Genomic DNA, 13,441 nt, shown 5'->3' on the forward strand with positions numbered 1-13,441 from the left:
TATCGACTCGCCGTCCCGCGTGCGCGCGGACGATGTGGGACTATTGGTGCGGTTCACCGAATTGGGAGACTTGATGGACACGACCCCCTCGTTCCACAACGAGTTCAATGACGGCGTTCGGACCGTCATTCAGGCCCAGACCGTCAACACCGCCAGGGAGCCGGAACTGAACAAACCGTTCGAACTCGGCTACCGCCCGCGCGTGTGGACCGACCGCACCGAGACGATCGAATTCCTGGTGCCGCACCTGAGGGAACCGGACCCGCGGCCCGTGCACATCATCGGTCCGCCGGGCGTGGGCAAGACCGCCCTGGTGGCCGTGGTCGCGAGCATCATCAAGGAGTCCTACCCGGACGGTGTCGTGCACATCGAGCTCGACGCGTCCGGAGCCGACGACGCGATGCGTTCGGTCCTCGACCGGCTGGGCGCCGGGCGCCTGCCGGAGGAGGAAGGCGAGCTCGAGAAGCGCTACGTCTCGGCGTTGGCCGGAAAGCGGATCGTCATCGTCCTCGACGGCGCGAGCCTCAAGAGCGACATCGAGCGGTTCTGGCCGCGTTCGGAATCGGCGGCCTACATCGTCCTCTCCGAGAAGCGCCTCCGCTGGCACGAGGCACTGAGGATCGAACTGCCCCCGCTGGATGTCGAGAACGCGACCGCCCTGCTGGAGCGGGCCATGCCGCTCGGAGAAGAGGTCATCGAGCGCCTCGTCGAGTCCTTCGAGGGTTGTCCGGGGCTGCTGCTCGACGCGGGCGGCATCGTCTCGGCCGGCGCGGTGGGCATCGAGGAGCTGGTGGAGCTGGCCGGAGACGGCCGGGAACGGCGCCTGCTTTTGAGGGCGCTGGACTCCCTTGGAGACGGCGCGCTTCGCGTCTACCAGGCGCTGGGTCTCCTGCCGCATCCGGTCGTCGAGCAGTCCCTGCTCGACGCGATCGACGCGGCCTCCGAGGACGACCGGCCCTCCGAGGACCTGAAACGAGTGCGGTTGCTGGTGAAGGTCGGGAACGACCGGTGGCGGCTGATGGCCGGACCGGACGGAGCGAGCCGGGGAGGATCCCATGACCGATGAGCAGCGGCAGCTGGTGCGCTGGCACCTGCGGAAGGCCCAGGTCGCCGACCGCCTGATCATGGGCGAGCGGTACCGCGTCCAACGCGACCTCGTCGAGGGAGTCGAGACCTCCGGATTCGAGGACGACACGGAGGCGCAGGTATGGCTCGCCTCCAATCGCCGGAACCTGCTGGCCCTGATCGAACTGGCGGTGTCCCGGCAGTGGAACTTCGAGGCGTGGGCGCTCGCCGAGGCGATGTGGGCCTATTTCACCTCGAGCGGCACCTTCGACGAGGCCGAACGGTGCTACCGGATGGCCGCCGGGGCCGCCGAACAGGACGGCGACACCGCAGCTCAGATCCGAATGTCGTTGCTGGCGGCGCAGATGCTCACCGACGCCCGCCGCTTCGACGAGGGAGAGGCGGCGCTGGCGGAGATCCGGCGGACGGCCGAGGAGTTCGGCGACCTGGTGCTCCAGGGCACCGCCCTCGAATTCACCGGCAGGCTCTTCCAGAAGCGGCGGCTGTGGGACGAGGCGATCTCGTGGTTCGAGGACGCTTTGAGCAACGCGCGCATGCAGGTCCGCGAGCTCGACGATGTCGGACCGCGGGTCGTCGCATTGCAGCAGCGCTTCCTCGGGCAGTGCTACCTGGCGCAGGGCGAAGTGGCGATAGCGTCGCGGCACCTGGAGAACGCGCGCCAGGGCTTCGCCGAGGTGGGAGACAGGCGCTCGGGTCTCATGCTCGAGATCGACGCGGCCCTGCTGGCGTTGCGGAAGGGATCGGAAGGCGCGGCGGAACGTGTCAGCGGGGCCCTGGAGCTCGCCCGCGACAAGGGCATGCTCCAGCCGATGGCGGACGGTCTGGTCGAGTTCGCGCTGCTGACCGCTAATCCGCGGCGAAACGAACTGCTCCGAGAGGCGCTGAAGGAATACGAGTCCATGGGAGACCCGGCGGCGGGAGAGGTGCGGCGCCTCATCGCCGAAGAACAGTAGCCCCGGCGGGATCCGCGGGCCACACTCGATGGCTCCGGGCGATCAGTCGGGCGGCTCGATCACCGGCTGGCCGGGCACGGATCCGAACCCGAGGTTCAAGACCCGGTCCCTCCCGGCGCGCAGCAACGCTGACGGGACGAGGTCGAGAAGCGGGCGATCGGCCACGACTCGGAAGCGGCCGCCGCCCCGCTCCAAGACCAGCGCTTCGTTCCGGTCAGTGCGGACGCTGACGATCGAGCTGCGCGGATAGGCGTCGAGCAGCGTCCGCGCCTCTGCCTCGGCGCGTGCCGGTTCGCGTGCGGAAGCGTGAGACAGGAGGACGGCCGCATCGCCTCGGAACTGCGGCCTCCTGCACGCGGTGTCCACGACCAGATGGCCGAGGTCCCTCCTCGGCGTCGAAGCGGGGTACCTGGCCCAGGTGATCGCGCTGTGTTCGAACCCGATCGAGCAGTGCCAGGCGTTCATGGGCTCGCACTCCGGTATCGGGATCGGGGGCGGCAACATTTCGGGTTCCACCGCATCGGGTGCGAGGTCGAGCAGGCGGTAGATCCGCGAGAGGACCTGTGCGGCCGGGCCGGGGGACGGTTCACTCCAGGCGTCGTCCAGGAGCCGGTGGCGTTCGACACTGCCATCCAGAATGGATCGTATCTGCGGGGCGGGGGCGGCCTCGCGGTCCAATCGCGGAGCCGAGTGGCCGAACCGCTCTTGCGGGGTCCCTGCCGCCATCTCCTCGAAGGCGAAGGCGGCCAGCATGACCGGCCTGCCGAGATTCGCGGCGTAGAGACTGACCGAGCCCGAGTCCCCGACCACGCAGTCGCTCGCGATGAGCGCGGCCCTCCAGCCTTCGTCCGGCGGCACCATGATCAGGCCGTTCTGGAGCTTCGGTCGCATGTAGGCGATCAGGTTGCCGCCGTGGTCGGCGTCGATGTTGGGGTGCGGTATGTAGGCGACCTTGAACTCGTCCGCCGGCAGGTCGATCAGGAGGCGTTCCGGCAGGGACCGGTCGGTCCCCGTCAGCGAGTACGGGCCCCACGTGGACGAGACCGCGACGAGCTTCTGCTCGGGACCGACGTCGAGGGACTCGCGGTAGGCCGCGCGCATGGGGGCGCTGATCCGCAGACGCTCCATGCACAGGTCACCGGTGATCTCGGCGAACGGGACGGCCTCGGGGCAGTCCCGGTCCAGTTGGTCGATCGCGGCCCGGCCGGGCATGGCGAGCAGTGCGGGAAGCTCCCCGCCGGGGCCCAGGAGCTGTTCGCGAGCCGTCCCGGCCGCTCCCGAGAGTCCTTTGAGTACCCGGTTGTAGGTGGCCCCGTGAGGGATCAGCGCGACCGGAGCCGCGGCCTCATGCAGTTGCGGGTCGGCGCTCGCGGAGACCACCAGGTCGGGCCGCTCGGCGCAGGCTCGTTTCCACGGCGTCAGCGGGATCCCGATTCCGAGGGCGCTGCGCTCGGCGAGATGGCGGCGGTCGGAGTCGCCGTGGAGGGAGTAGAGGAGTTTGATCCGGTGGTCGACCGCGAGGAGGGGCGCCAGATCGTAATGCAGGCGGGCTAGGGCTTGGAGGGTCCGGCCGGCGAGGACGACGAGGCGTTCAGCGCCCAGTGTTCCGGGGTCCGGGGTCCGGGGTCCGGGGTCCGGGGTCCGGGGTCCGGGGTCCGGGGTCCGGGGTCCGCCGCATTTTAGCTGAGTTACCTCTATACCTGTGGATGACTACTGCGTGTCGCGACGCCAAGTTTAACCCGTGGAGGCGGCCTCGCTCCTCGGATCGGATTGTCGGTGGGGTGGCCTAGGCTCTCGGGGATGGCAGATCGACCAGAATTCGCTCGGTTCCCCAACGTCAAGTTCATCGAGGGCGAGCGCTCCGACTCCGTGATCTACAGCCCCGGCGGTCCGGCCGACGCGCACCTGGTCGAGGTGTTCGGCGCGCACGGACTCGAAGGCAGCGGCTACGACTGGCAGTCGGCCGTCCACGCCTGGCTGGTCGAGCGCGCCGAGCTGCTGGAGCGCTTCTCCTTCGACTCCGAGGCCGGGATGTTCTGCGCGTACGGGAGCGACCGCGCCGCGCTCGGTGAGGTCGCGGCGGCGCTCGAACTGCTGCTTGCCCAACCGGCCCGGCTGGTCGAGGCGCTGGAGGCGGCCGACGAGCTGGACCTGCTCGACTAGAGCTCAGCGGGCCAGAGCGGCGGTCAGGTTCCAGCGGGTGACCGCCTCGCGGCCGTGCTCGAAGCCCAGCGTCGAGACCGAGGCGGTCTCGATGGTGAAGATCCGGCCCTCGCGGGCGGGCTTGCCCAGCCAGCGGGCCGCCGCGACCCGCAGGCTGTGGCCGTGGGCCACGAACGCCACGTCGCCCTCCTCGAGGAGCGGCCGCGCCTCGTCGATGACCCGGTCGAGGCGCTCCTCCACCTCGTCAGCGGACTCGCCGCCTGGGCCCCGGCCGCCGCCGGTCCAGATCGTCCAGTCCGGATCGTCCCGCCGGATCTGCTCCGAGGTCAGGCCCTCGTACTCGCCGTAGGCCCATTCGGCCAGGTCCGGCTTGACCGCGTCGACCTCCAGGCCCGCCAGCTCCGCGGTCCTCGTTGCCCGCTTGCGCGGGCTCGACCAGACCGCGGCGAAATCCCGGTTCGAGAGCATGGGCCCCATCGCTTTTGCCTGCGCCGCACCGTGTTCGGTCAGGTCCAGGTCGGTCACCGAGGTGTGCCGGCCGGTCGCCGACCAGGTCGTCTCCCCGTGGCGGACCAGCACGATCTCTCCCATGCGCGCCACCCTAACCCGATTCGGGCGAGGAAGAGGCCGAAGTAGTCCTCGGCGTCGCGCCAGCAGTGCTCGGGGACGAATCCCGCCGCGGCCAGTTCCTCCTCGAGTTCGCCGCGGCCGAACTTGGAGGAGATGCCGGTGCGGATCTCCTCGCCGACCTCGAAGCTGATGTCCAGCTCGATCGCGGCCAGGTCGACCCTCATCGGCTTCAGCGCGCGCAGCCGCATGTCGATCGTCGAGTTCGCGCTGTCCCACATGGCGATGTGCTCGAAGTTCTCCGGCTCGAAGTCGGCGTCGAGCCGGTGGTTGAGCACGTGCAGCACGTTCCGGTTCAGCTCGGCCGAGGCCCCGGCCGCGTCGTTGTAGGCGGCGAGGATCACCTCGGTGTCCTTGACCAGGTCCGCCCCGACCATGAACCAGTCGCCCGGGCGCAGCGCCTCGCGCAGGTCCTGCAGGAACTGGCGGCGCTCCATGCCGGTGAAGTTGCCGAACGTCCCGCCCAGGAACCCCACGAGCCTCGGCCCGCCGCTGTCCGGGAGGTGCTCCAGGTGCCGGGTGAAGTCGCCCACGATGCCGCCGAGCTCGATGCCGGGGTAGGCCGCGGCCAGGTCGATCATGACCTCGCGCACCGCTCCGGCCGCGACGTCGAAGGGCCAGAACGAGGCCAGGCGGCCCCCGGCGGCCAGCTCATCGAGCACCACCCGGATCTTCTCGGCCGAGCCCGCGCCCAATTCGACGACCGTGACCGGATCGCCCGCGGCCCCGACCGCCGCCGCTATCCGGTCGGCGCGGCCGGTCAGGATCTCCCGCTCGCACCTGGTCGGGTAGTACTCCGGTTGCCGGGTCAGCTCGTTGAACAGGGCCGACCCGCGACCGTCGTAGTGCAGCCGCATCGGCAGGTGCTTCGGGTGCGAGGTCAGCCCGCGCCGCGCGTCGAAGCGCAGCGCGGCGCCCAGGTCCTCCTCGTCGAGGCAGACTCTCAGTTCCGGTTCCGGCACAGAACGATCTTACGGCGCGCCGGGCACCGTGCAGGCCTGCGCCGCGATCTGGCTCGCATACCGCAGCGCGGCCGCGACCACCGTCTTGTTGCCCCACGCGGCGAACCGGTCGCGCCGCATCCAGCCCGCCGAGGTCAGCCAGCCCAGGACCCCGGAGGTGAACGTGTCGCCCGCCCCGATCGTGTCGGCGATCTCGACCTGCGGCGCGTCCATCTCGGTGACGTGCTTCTTGTGGAAGGCCACCGAACCGGCGTCGCCGAGGGTCACCACGACCAGGTGCGGCCCCAGTTCGAGCCATTCGTAGGCGACCTTGTCGACGTCGGTGTCCGGGTAGATCTGCGCCAGGTCCCGCTCGGAGACCCGTACCAGGTCCGACAGGCCCACCAGGCGCTCGGTCCGCTCCTTGACCCGGTCGGCCGCGCCCATCGCGCTGAGCCGGATGTTCGGGTCGAACGAGACCGGCACCGCCCGCCGGGAGCGGTTGATCCAGTCCTCGAGGATCTTCGCCGACGGTTCGATGTAGGCCGCCAGGGACCCGAAGTGGATCACGTCGACCCGGTTCGGGTCGGGCTGCGGCAGTTCCTTGTCGCTCCAAGCGAAGTCGGCCGTGCCGGTGGTCCAGAAGTCGAACGCGGCGTTCCCGTCCTCGTCGACCACGGCCAGCGCCAGCGTCGAGGACAGCTCGGTCCGCTCCAGATAGTCGCGCTTCACCCCGGTCGCGATGTGGCGCCGCCACACCTGCCTGCCGAAGTGGTCGCCGCCGACGGATCCGACCAGCGCGGTGGGCACCCCGCGTCTGGCCAGCGCCACCGCCACGTTCGCGGGCCCGCCGCCGCAGGTCGGACGGAGCTGGCCGCCCGGTGCGGGCACGAGGTCGATCACGTTCTCGCCGGCCACGAGAATCAAGGCGGACTCCTTCTTAATATGGGGAGCATGTCCAGCAATGACCCTAAGGTTACGGGGGAGCCGACCAGGCGCCCCAAGCAGCGTCGCATGCGCGACATGGCGATGTCGATGGCGGTGCTGCTGGTGCCGTTGGGAATCTTCTTCGCGCTCTGGGACTGGGCCTCCGAGGACCGGCAGGTCAGCGTCGCCGACACCTCCGAGGACTACCTCACCGCCGAGAGCCTCGGCCTGGAGGTGATCCGGCCGGACCTGTCCGAGGACTGGAAGCCGATCTCCAGCGCGCTCGACGCCGGCGAGGAGTCGATCATGCTGCGGACCGGCTGGTACTCGCCCGACGGCGGCGGACTCCAACTGGTGCAGACCACCGGCGACCCGTCCGAGGTCTACGAGCAGATCGACGGCGGCGGCCGCGAGGTCGAGGCCGGCGGCGTCCTGTGGTCGGCCTACGACACCGACGACGGCGAAGCCTGGGCGACCGAGCTGGCCGGAACGAACGTCGTGCTGACGGCCGACGCCGACGGCGCCGCCGAACTGCCCGAACTCGCCGAGGGCGTAGCGGCCGGGCTCTGATCCGGCGGCCTACTCGTCTTCGGCCGCTTCCTCCCCGTCCCCGGTGCGGGCGGCGATGCGCTCCCGCGCGCCCTCCAGGTGGTCCTGGCACAGGTCGGCCAGCTCCTCGCCGCGCTCCCAGAGCTTCAGCGACTCCTCGAGGGTCGCCCCGCCCGCTTCCAGGCGCTCGACCGTGGCGACCAGCTCGGCACGGGCTTCCTCGTAGGTGAGGTTCTCGTCGGTCATTGGTTTCCTCCCTTGGTTGTCCCGGCCTGTGGCCGGATGGAAATCATGCTGCTGCAAGGCAGGGAATGGAGTGTGGAGCTGCCTCTGGGTGGCTCACTCTCAGGAGGAGCATTCCTCCTTGGCGACCGCGTAGGTGTAGCCATCTCCGCGTTGAAGCAGACGTAGATTCCGGTGGGAGGTCTTGACTGGACCGGCAGCAGTTCGCACGGTATGGCTGCCGCAGCTGCGGACTACGACACGCCCCCTATAATGCCCGGCATACTTACCCTTCGGGACGACCGCTCGGACAAGGTCACCGGTTGCGAACCCGAAGAAGGTCTTGGTGCGAGGCATGCGAAGCCGGGGGAACCCGTGCTGGTCAGGGCTGGTTCGAGCGTATCTGCCGCGTCCACTGCATCGTGCAATGAGAACTTCCATGACCATCTCGGTGACTTTGTCGAGCTTGCCGACATGCAGGGCATCCAGCGTGTGCGACTTAGCCGCGCCGGACTGTTGCCGGTTCCACTTGGTGCGGCCGCCACTTCCCACACCGGTGGGGAGTCGGGCTTCGATGGTGCGCCACAGCGCCCAGCGGGTGGCCTGAACCGCTGCCGGGTCCCGCAGCGGTGCCTTGGCTCGCTGGAGGATCCGTTCGGCCCGGTCAGGGGCGAACTCGCGCAAATCCTGACTGCCCTTGGCCTGGTTGCACGGCACACACGCCAATACCAGGTTCGAGACTCGGTCCGAGCCGCCCCGAGATCGCGGATGAACATGGTCGATGTTGAGCGGCACACCGGTGGCATCGCAGTAGGAGCAAACACGGTCAAACTTCGCCAGCAGGTACTCCCGAACCTCGTAGCCATGTAGAGTGCCCTGTTGGTATTCGGCTCCCTCCAAAGACCGTCCGGCGCTGATGGCGTGGGTATCGAACGCGACACGTTCCACGTGCACTTTCCGGACCGGCGCCCAACGCGATAGCCGATCCACCCACGTCATGGTGGTCTCGACACGATGCCGAAGCGATGGCGCGATCCACCCCTTCGGCCGGGCACGATTGGCGAACCGGGGAGCCCGATACCGCAGATTCGAACTCCTGCGCCGTCTCCTGTAGTTGGACCGCTGATCCAGTTTCTTTCCGATGGCCGGCCCCCGGTGGTCGACCTGAATGGCATACCGGCCGCGTCGCTCACCCCCGTCGGCCGTGAACACGCTGATGCCGGTGTGCTTGCTGCCAGGGTCGATACCGGCCTCCACCCCATCCACTTGTGAATCTGAGACCGTGCGGTCCTTCAACCTGATCACGAATGGGGTATGGCGGGCCACCACTGCCCGCCCGGACTTCAGCAGCTTTCGCGCCCTTGCGGGCGTCGTCGGCTGCAACGGTGAGCCGTGCATGTCGAGCACGAATACCGCTGGGTGCCGCTCACGCGGCCGCTCCCCGGCCCTTGCGGGCACGGGGGTGACGCCGTCGATGGCAGGTGAACCACCGACAGTCTCCCCTCGACCATGTTGGAAACCAGGTGCCAGTACGGCGTCCACGTCCCGTTTCGTCCCTGCTTCCGGGTTGTCTGCTGACACGGATTCCAGAGCAGCCTGCTGAGGAAGCACAGGCTGGTGGGTCTGCTGTCCTGTATCCAACGTAGCCATCGAGATCACCTCCTACAGTGATGGCTCGGTCTGGTCACTCCGACCCGTCCCGTTCATTGGGACGAATCCCTACCCGAAGGCCGGGAAGCGAGTGACTCCTCCTTCTCGGTGACCGCCGCGGTCAGGCTTCCCGCGGCCAGTCGGACTCGGATGTGCTCACCGGCGTCGGCGGCGTCGCGCAGGACCGCGCCGGACTGGGCGTCCTGCGCGATCGCGTAGCCGCGGTCGAGTGTGGACTGGGGGGAGAGGGTGCGCAGTCGCGCCCGCAGGTGCTCCAGGTCGTCGATCGAGCGCTCCAGGCGGGACTGGACGCGCGAGCGCATCCGGTGGACGAGGTTGTCCACCGCCTCGGCGCGGGTGTCGAGCATGGACTCGGGGCGGGCCAGGACCGGCCGGGCCCGGATCGCCTCGATGTCGGCGGCGGCCTTGTCGAGCCGCGCCAGCAGCGTCTGCCGCAGCCGCGTGCGGCTGATGTTGAGGCCGCGCTGCTCCTCGGCCAGATCGGGGACGACCTTCTTGCCGGCCTCGGTGGGCGTCGAGGCCCGCCAGTCGGCGACGTAGTCGAGGATCGGCGTGTCCGGCTCGTGGCCGATCGCCGAGACCACCGGTGTGGTCGCCTCGGCCACGGCCCGGCACAGGGTCTCGTCGGAGAACGGCAGCAGGTCCTCCATCGAGCCGCCGCCGCGGGCGATGATGATGACCTCGATGTCGGGGTCGGCGTCCAGTTCGGCCAGCGCCGCGCACACCTCGGGCACGGCCCGGGTCCCCTGGACGGCGACCTCCCTGACCTCGAAGTCGGCGGCCGGCAGGCGCACCTTGGCGTTCTTGAGCACGTCGCGCATCGCGTCGGAGGCCCGGCCGGTGACCAGGCCGATCCGATAGGGCAGGAACGGCAGCGGCTTCTTTCGCTCGGCGGCGAACAGGCCCTCGGCGGCCAGGAGCTTCTTGAGCCGCTCCAGCCGCGCCAGCAGCTCCCCGAGGCCGACCTGCCGGATCTCCCGCAGATGCAGCGAGAGCGAGCCGTTCCTGTCCCACCACTGCGGCTGGGCGCGGACGACGACCTGCGCGCCGTCGCGCAGCGGCGGCTCGGCCGCGGCGCTGGCGCCGGTGAAGTCCACGACCCGCATCGACACCTCGGCGGAAGGGTCGCGCAGCGTCAGGTAGACGGTGCGGCCGCGGCGGCTGATCTCGGTGATCTGCCCCTCCGTCCACACCTCGCCCAGGCGCGCGATCCAGTCGCCGATCTTCTTGGAGACCACCCGCAGGGGCCAGGGGTTCTCGGCGCTCATGGGCGCGTCGGGTCCGGTTCGTGGCGCGGCGTCGGTCACGAACTCAGCCTAACCGCAGGCTGTGACAATGCCCGGAAGCCCGTTACGATCGAGGCGTGGTGGACCCCAAGCGAGTATTGCTGGCCAAGCCGCGCGGTTACTGCGCGGGCGTGGACCGAGCCGTGGAGACCGTGGAGAAGGCATTGGAGCTCTACGGCGCTCCGGTGTACGTGCGCAAGGAGATCGTGCACAACCGGCACGTGGTCGACACCCTCCGGGAACGGGGCGCGGTCTTCGTCGAGGAGAACGAGGAGGTCCCGCCGGGCTCGGTCGTGGTCTTCTCGGCCCACGGCGTGGCCCCGGAGGTCCACGAGCAGGCCGAGGCGCGCGACCTCAAGGCCATCGACGCGACCTGCCCGCTGGTGACCAAGGTCCACCAGGAGGCGCGGCGCTTCGCGCGCGACGACTACGACATCCTCCTGATCGGCCACGAGGGCCACGAGGAGGTCGTGGGCACCTCCGGCGAGGCCCCGGCCCACATCCAGCTGGTCGACGGGCCCGACTCGGTCGGCGACGTGGAGATCCGCGACCCCGAGAAGGTCGTGTGGCTCTCCCAGACGACCCTGTCGGTGGACGAGACCATGGAGACCGTCGACCGCCTCAAGAAGCGGCTGCCGATGCTCCAGGACCCGCCCAGCGACGACATCTGCTACGCCACCCAGAACCGGCAGCAGGTCGTCAAGCAGATCGCCCCCGACTGCGATGTGGTGATCGTGGTCGGTTCGGAGAACTCCTCGAACTCGAAGCGCCTGGTCGAGGTCGCCCTCCAGCACGGCGCGAAGTCCGGCCACCTGGTCGACTACGCCAGCGAGATCGACCAGGAATGGCTGGACGGCGCGAGCACGGTCGGGGTGTCCTCGGGCGCCTCGGTCCCCGACAGCCTGGTCCAAGAAGTGCTGGACCGACTGGCCGAGCGCGGCTTCGGCGAGGTCGAGGAGGTCGAGCCGGTGACCGAGAAGATCACTTTCCAGCTCCCGCGCGAGCTGGTCAAGGACATGAAGGACGCTCAGTCGGCCTGATCCCAGGTGGGCTTGCGGGCCGGGGTCACGACCGGTTCGAGCCGTTCGGGCTCGTCGGCGGCGATCTCCAGTTCGTTGAAGCGCCTGGCGGTCACCAGCAGGCGGGACTCGATGCTGGCCACGGCCGCGTTGTAGGAGTTCACCGCCGCGTCCAGCGAGCCGCCGAGCCTCGAGAAGTGCCCGGCGACCGTCGCCAGGCGCTCGTGCAGCTCGCGACCGAGCCGGTGGACCTCCTTGGCGTGCCGCGCCAGGGCCTCCTGCCTCCAGGTGTGGGCGACCGTGCGCAGCAGGACCATCAGCGTCGACGGTGAGGCCACGACCACCCCGCGCGCGAAGGCGTCCTCCAGCAGCACCGGGTCCGACCGCACCGCCGCGTCCAGGAAGGCGTCGGCGGGCACGAACAGGACCACCATCTCGGGGGTGTCGTCGAAGGCCCTCCAGTACTCCTTGGCGGCCAGGGTCTCGACGTGCCGCCGCAGGTGCTTGGCGTGGGTCTTCAGCGCGACCTGGCGGGCCTCCTCGTCGTCGGACTCCAGGGCCTGGAGGTACGCCTGGAGCGGGGCCTTGGCGTCGACGACGATCGTCCGCTCCCCGGAGAGGCGCACCACCAGGTCGGGGCGCACGGCCCGGCCGTCGACCTCCCCGGCCTGCTGCTGGGAGAAGTCGCAGTGCTCGACCATCCCGGCCGACTCGACGATGCGCCGCAGCTGCACCTCGCCCCACTGGCCCCTGACCTGCGGGGACTTGAGGGCCGACAGCAGCCGCCCGGTCTGGTCGCGCAGGTCCTCGGAGATGTCGGCGACCCCGGAGAGCTGGATGCGCAGCTGCGCGTAGGCGTCCAGGCGGGCCCTCTCGACGTCGCCGAGCCGGTTCTCGTAGCGGGCCAACGTATCGGCGATCGGGGCCAGGACTTCGCCGACGGCCTGCCGGGAATGGTCGGTGGCCTGGTAGGCGACCGCGGTCAGCTTGGCCTCCAGGCGCTCCTCGTTGTCGGAGGCCGCGTCCAGGCGCGCCTGCGCCGCCGCCAGCTCGGCGGCCTGCCTGCTCCGCCCCGCGAACCATCCGGCGACCGCTCCGGCGGCCACGCACACCGCCGCCAATAGGACCCACGTCATAGCGGCAAGTGTAAGTGCCAGGTCGCGGGTAGGCTCGGTACATGGGACTGTGGTTGACCTTGCTGGTGATCGCGATAGCGGTCATCGCCTTCGTGGTCTATTCCAACAAGAAGCGCGCCGAACGCGAGCTGGCCGACGCCGAGGCCGAGGCGCGCCGCCTCTACGAGCGGCTCGGGGGGCAGACGATGAATCTGACCGCCCCGGGCGACAACCTCGCGGCCGGGCAGGCGCTTGCCGACGCCGGGGAGCGCTACACGGCGGCCGGGTCGCAATTGGACTCGGCAGCGAGCGTCCACCAGTACCGGCTGGCGGCCGAGACCGCCGTCGAGGGGCTCCACTACGTCCGCGCCGGTCGCGAGGCCATGGGCATCGACCCCGGGCCCGACGTGCCGCTCCTGCCGGGGCAGGCTCGCGCCGGATCGCTCAAGGAACCGGTCTCGGCCGAGGTCGAGGGCCAGGCGTACACCGGCTCTCCGAGCCCCACCGCAGACAACCGCCACTACTACCCGGGCGGCAATGTGGACGGCAGGCCCGTGCCGTCCGGCTGGTACAACACGCCGTGGTGGAAGCCCGCGCTGGCCGGTGTCGGCGGGGCGCTGGTCGGCATGATGGTCATCGACGCGATGCTGATGCCCGCCTACGCGGGCGGCATGGTCGAGGGCGCCGCCGAGGACCCCGGCGCCGACGCCGGTGGTGACGCGGGTGCCGACGTGGGAGCGGAGGACACCGGTGACATGGGCGGAGACTTCGGGGGCGACATGGGTGGAGACTTCGGTGGAGGCTTCGACTTCTGATCCGCGCCGGTAGGGCGCGGACCCGGACACGGCCGGGGGGGGGGGGGGGGGGGGGGGGGGGGGGGGG

General features: G+C 69.9%; 14 protein-coding genes. 6 read left to right on the forward strand and 8 right to left on the reverse strand.

Translation table 11 applies throughout. The features are described 5' to 3' along the window. Positions 1 to 73 precede the first annotated feature (73 nt). Together JFB92_RS15520 and JFB92_RS15525 are read left to right on the forward strand one after the other, a co-directional pair. Positions 74 to 1,066 (forward strand): NB-ARC domain-containing protein, encoded by a 993-nt coding sequence (locus tag JFB92_RS15520; RefSeq protein ID WP_199040664.1) that lies wholly within the window; start codon positions 74 to 76, stop codon positions 1,064 to 1,066. After that, positions 1,056 to 2,039 (forward strand): tetratricopeptide repeat protein, encoded by a 984-nt coding sequence (locus JFB92_RS15525; protein WP_199040666.1) that lies wholly within the window; start codon positions 1,056 to 1,058, stop codon positions 2,037 to 2,039. The genes JFB92_RS15520 and JFB92_RS15525 overlap by 11 nt, the downstream gene beginning before the upstream one ends. A 42-nt stretch (positions 2,040 to 2,081) precedes the next feature. On the opposite strand, the gene JFB92_RS15530 is transcribed toward JFB92_RS15525, so the two are convergent. Continuing rightward, complete coding sequence (locus tag JFB92_RS15530) at positions 2,082 to 3,419, reverse strand: hypothetical protein (protein ID WP_199040668.1); 1,338 nt, start codon at positions 3,417 to 3,419, stop codon at positions 2,082 to 2,084. Positions 3,420 to 3,839: 420 nt separating this feature from the next. On the opposite strand from JFB92_RS15530, the gene JFB92_RS15535 reads away from it, so the two are divergent. Next, entirely contained in the window at positions 3,840 to 4,202 is a 363-nt protein-coding gene (locus JFB92_RS15535; RefSeq protein WP_199040672.1) for an Imm51 family immunity protein, read from the forward strand. A gap of 3 nt (positions 4,203 to 4,205) precedes the next feature. Here the strand turns inward: JFB92_RS15535 and JFB92_RS15540 are convergent, their stop codons facing one another. From JFB92_RS15540 to JFB92_RS15550, 3 genes are read right to left on the reverse strand one after another with little or no spacing between them, the layout of a single operon-like run. Next, a complete protein-coding gene (locus JFB92_RS15540) occupies positions 4,206 to 4,793 on the reverse strand; it encodes a histidine phosphatase family protein (RefSeq protein ID WP_199040676.1) in 588 nt (195 codons plus the stop codon). After that, the gene (gene egtD, locus JFB92_RS15545) at positions 4,724 to 5,791 is read right to left on the reverse strand and encodes an L-histidine N(alpha)-methyltransferase (protein ID WP_307789175.1); all 1,068 of its coding nucleotides are present in this window, start codon (positions 5,789 to 5,791) and stop codon (positions 4,724 to 4,726) included. The genes JFB92_RS15540 and egtD overlap by 70 nt, the downstream gene beginning before the upstream one ends. Positions 5,792 to 5,800: 9 nt before the next feature. Further along, a complete protein-coding gene (locus JFB92_RS15550) occupies positions 5,801 to 6,688 on the reverse strand; it encodes a carbohydrate kinase family protein (protein WP_307789178.1) in 888 nt (295 codons plus the stop codon). A 36-nt stretch (positions 6,689 to 6,724) separates the two neighbouring features. On the opposite strand from JFB92_RS15550, the gene JFB92_RS15555 reads away from it, so the two are divergent. After that, complete coding sequence (locus JFB92_RS15555) at positions 6,725 to 7,267, forward strand: DUF4245 family protein (RefSeq protein ID WP_199040681.1); 543 nt, start codon at positions 6,725 to 6,727, stop codon at positions 7,265 to 7,267. A 9-nt stretch (positions 7,268 to 7,276) separates the two neighbouring features. Here JFB92_RS15555 and JFB92_RS15560 read toward each other — a convergent pair whose 3' ends face one another. From JFB92_RS15560 to xseA, 3 genes are all read right to left on the reverse strand, one after another. Next, entirely contained in the window at positions 7,277 to 7,492 is a 216-nt protein-coding gene (locus tag JFB92_RS15560; protein WP_199040684.1) for an exodeoxyribonuclease VII small subunit, read from the reverse strand. 99 nt (positions 7,493 to 7,591) lie between these two features. Further along, positions 7,592 to 8,866, reverse strand: a complete 1,275-nt coding sequence (iscB, locus tag JFB92_RS15565) for an RNA-guided endonuclease IscB (RefSeq protein ID WP_233163341.1) — start codon at positions 8,864 to 8,866, stop codon at positions 7,592 to 7,594. A 305-nt stretch (positions 8,867 to 9,171) separates the two neighbouring features. After that, positions 9,172 to 10,446, reverse strand: a complete 1,275-nt coding sequence (gene xseA, locus JFB92_RS15570; RefSeq protein WP_307789176.1) for an exodeoxyribonuclease VII large subunit — start codon at positions 10,444 to 10,446, stop codon at positions 9,172 to 9,174. Between the two features lie 56 nt (positions 10,447 to 10,502). On the opposite strand from xseA, the gene JFB92_RS15575 reads away from it, so the two are divergent. Next, positions 10,503 to 11,465: a 4-hydroxy-3-methylbut-2-enyl diphosphate reductase gene (locus tag JFB92_RS15575; RefSeq protein WP_307789177.1), complete on the forward strand. Its 963-nt coding sequence runs from the start codon at positions 10,503 to 10,505 to the stop codon at positions 11,463 to 11,465. On the opposite strand, the gene JFB92_RS15580 is transcribed toward JFB92_RS15575, so the two are convergent. Continuing rightward, on the reverse strand, positions 11,453 to 12,580 hold the full coding sequence (locus JFB92_RS15580) for a DNA recombination protein RmuC (protein ID WP_199040690.1): 1,128 nt from the start codon (positions 12,578 to 12,580) through the stop codon (positions 11,453 to 11,455). The genes JFB92_RS15575 and JFB92_RS15580 overlap by 13 nt on opposite strands. A gap of 41 nt (positions 12,581 to 12,621) precedes the next feature. On the opposite strand from JFB92_RS15580, the gene JFB92_RS15585 reads away from it, so the two are divergent. Further along, entirely contained in the window at positions 12,622 to 13,374 is a 753-nt protein-coding gene (locus JFB92_RS15585; RefSeq protein ID WP_199040692.1) for a hypothetical protein, read from the forward strand. Positions 13,375 to 13,441 lie beyond the last annotated feature (67 nt).

Origin of the sequence: Glycomyces salinus (genome assembly GCF_016428645.1) — a bacterium.
Taxonomy (GTDB): domain Bacteria; phylum Actinomycetota; class Actinomycetes; order Mycobacteriales; family Micromonosporaceae; genus Glycomyces; species Glycomyces salinus.

Bases quoted from the DNA above. Each gene is read 5' to 3' on its own strand.
- JFB92_RS15560 (WP_199040684.1), bottom strand. From the start codon at position 7,492: ATGACCGACGAGAACCTCACCTACGAGGAAGCCCGTGCCGAGCTGGTC.
- JFB92_RS15585 (WP_199040692.1), top strand. From the start codon at position 12,622: ATGGGACTGTGGTTGACCTTGCTGGTGATCGCGATAGCGGTCATCGCC.
- JFB92_RS15520 (WP_199040664.1), top strand. From the start codon at position 74: ATGGACACGACCCCCTCGTTCCACAACGAGTTCAATGACGGCGTTCGG.
- JFB92_RS15580 (WP_199040690.1), bottom strand. From the start codon at position 12,580: ATGACGTGGGTCCTATTGGCGGCGGTGTGCGTGGCCGCCGGAGCGGTC.
- iscB (WP_233163341.1), bottom strand. From the start codon at position 8,866: ATGCACGGCTCACCGTTGCAGCCGACGACGCCCGCAAGGGCGCGAAAG.
- JFB92_RS15535 (WP_199040672.1), top strand. From the start codon at position 3,840: ATGGCAGATCGACCAGAATTCGCTCGGTTCCCCAACGTCAAGTTCATC.
- JFB92_RS15555 (WP_199040681.1), top strand. From the start codon at position 6,725: ATGTCCAGCAATGACCCTAAGGTTACGGGGGAGCCGACCAGGCGCCCC.
- JFB92_RS15525 (WP_199040666.1), top strand. From the start codon at position 1,056: ATGACCGATGAGCAGCGGCAGCTGGTGCGCTGGCACCTGCGGAAGGCC.
- JFB92_RS15540 (WP_199040676.1), bottom strand. From the start codon at position 4,793: ATGGGAGAGATCGTGCTGGTCCGCCACGGGGAGACGACCTGGTCGGCG.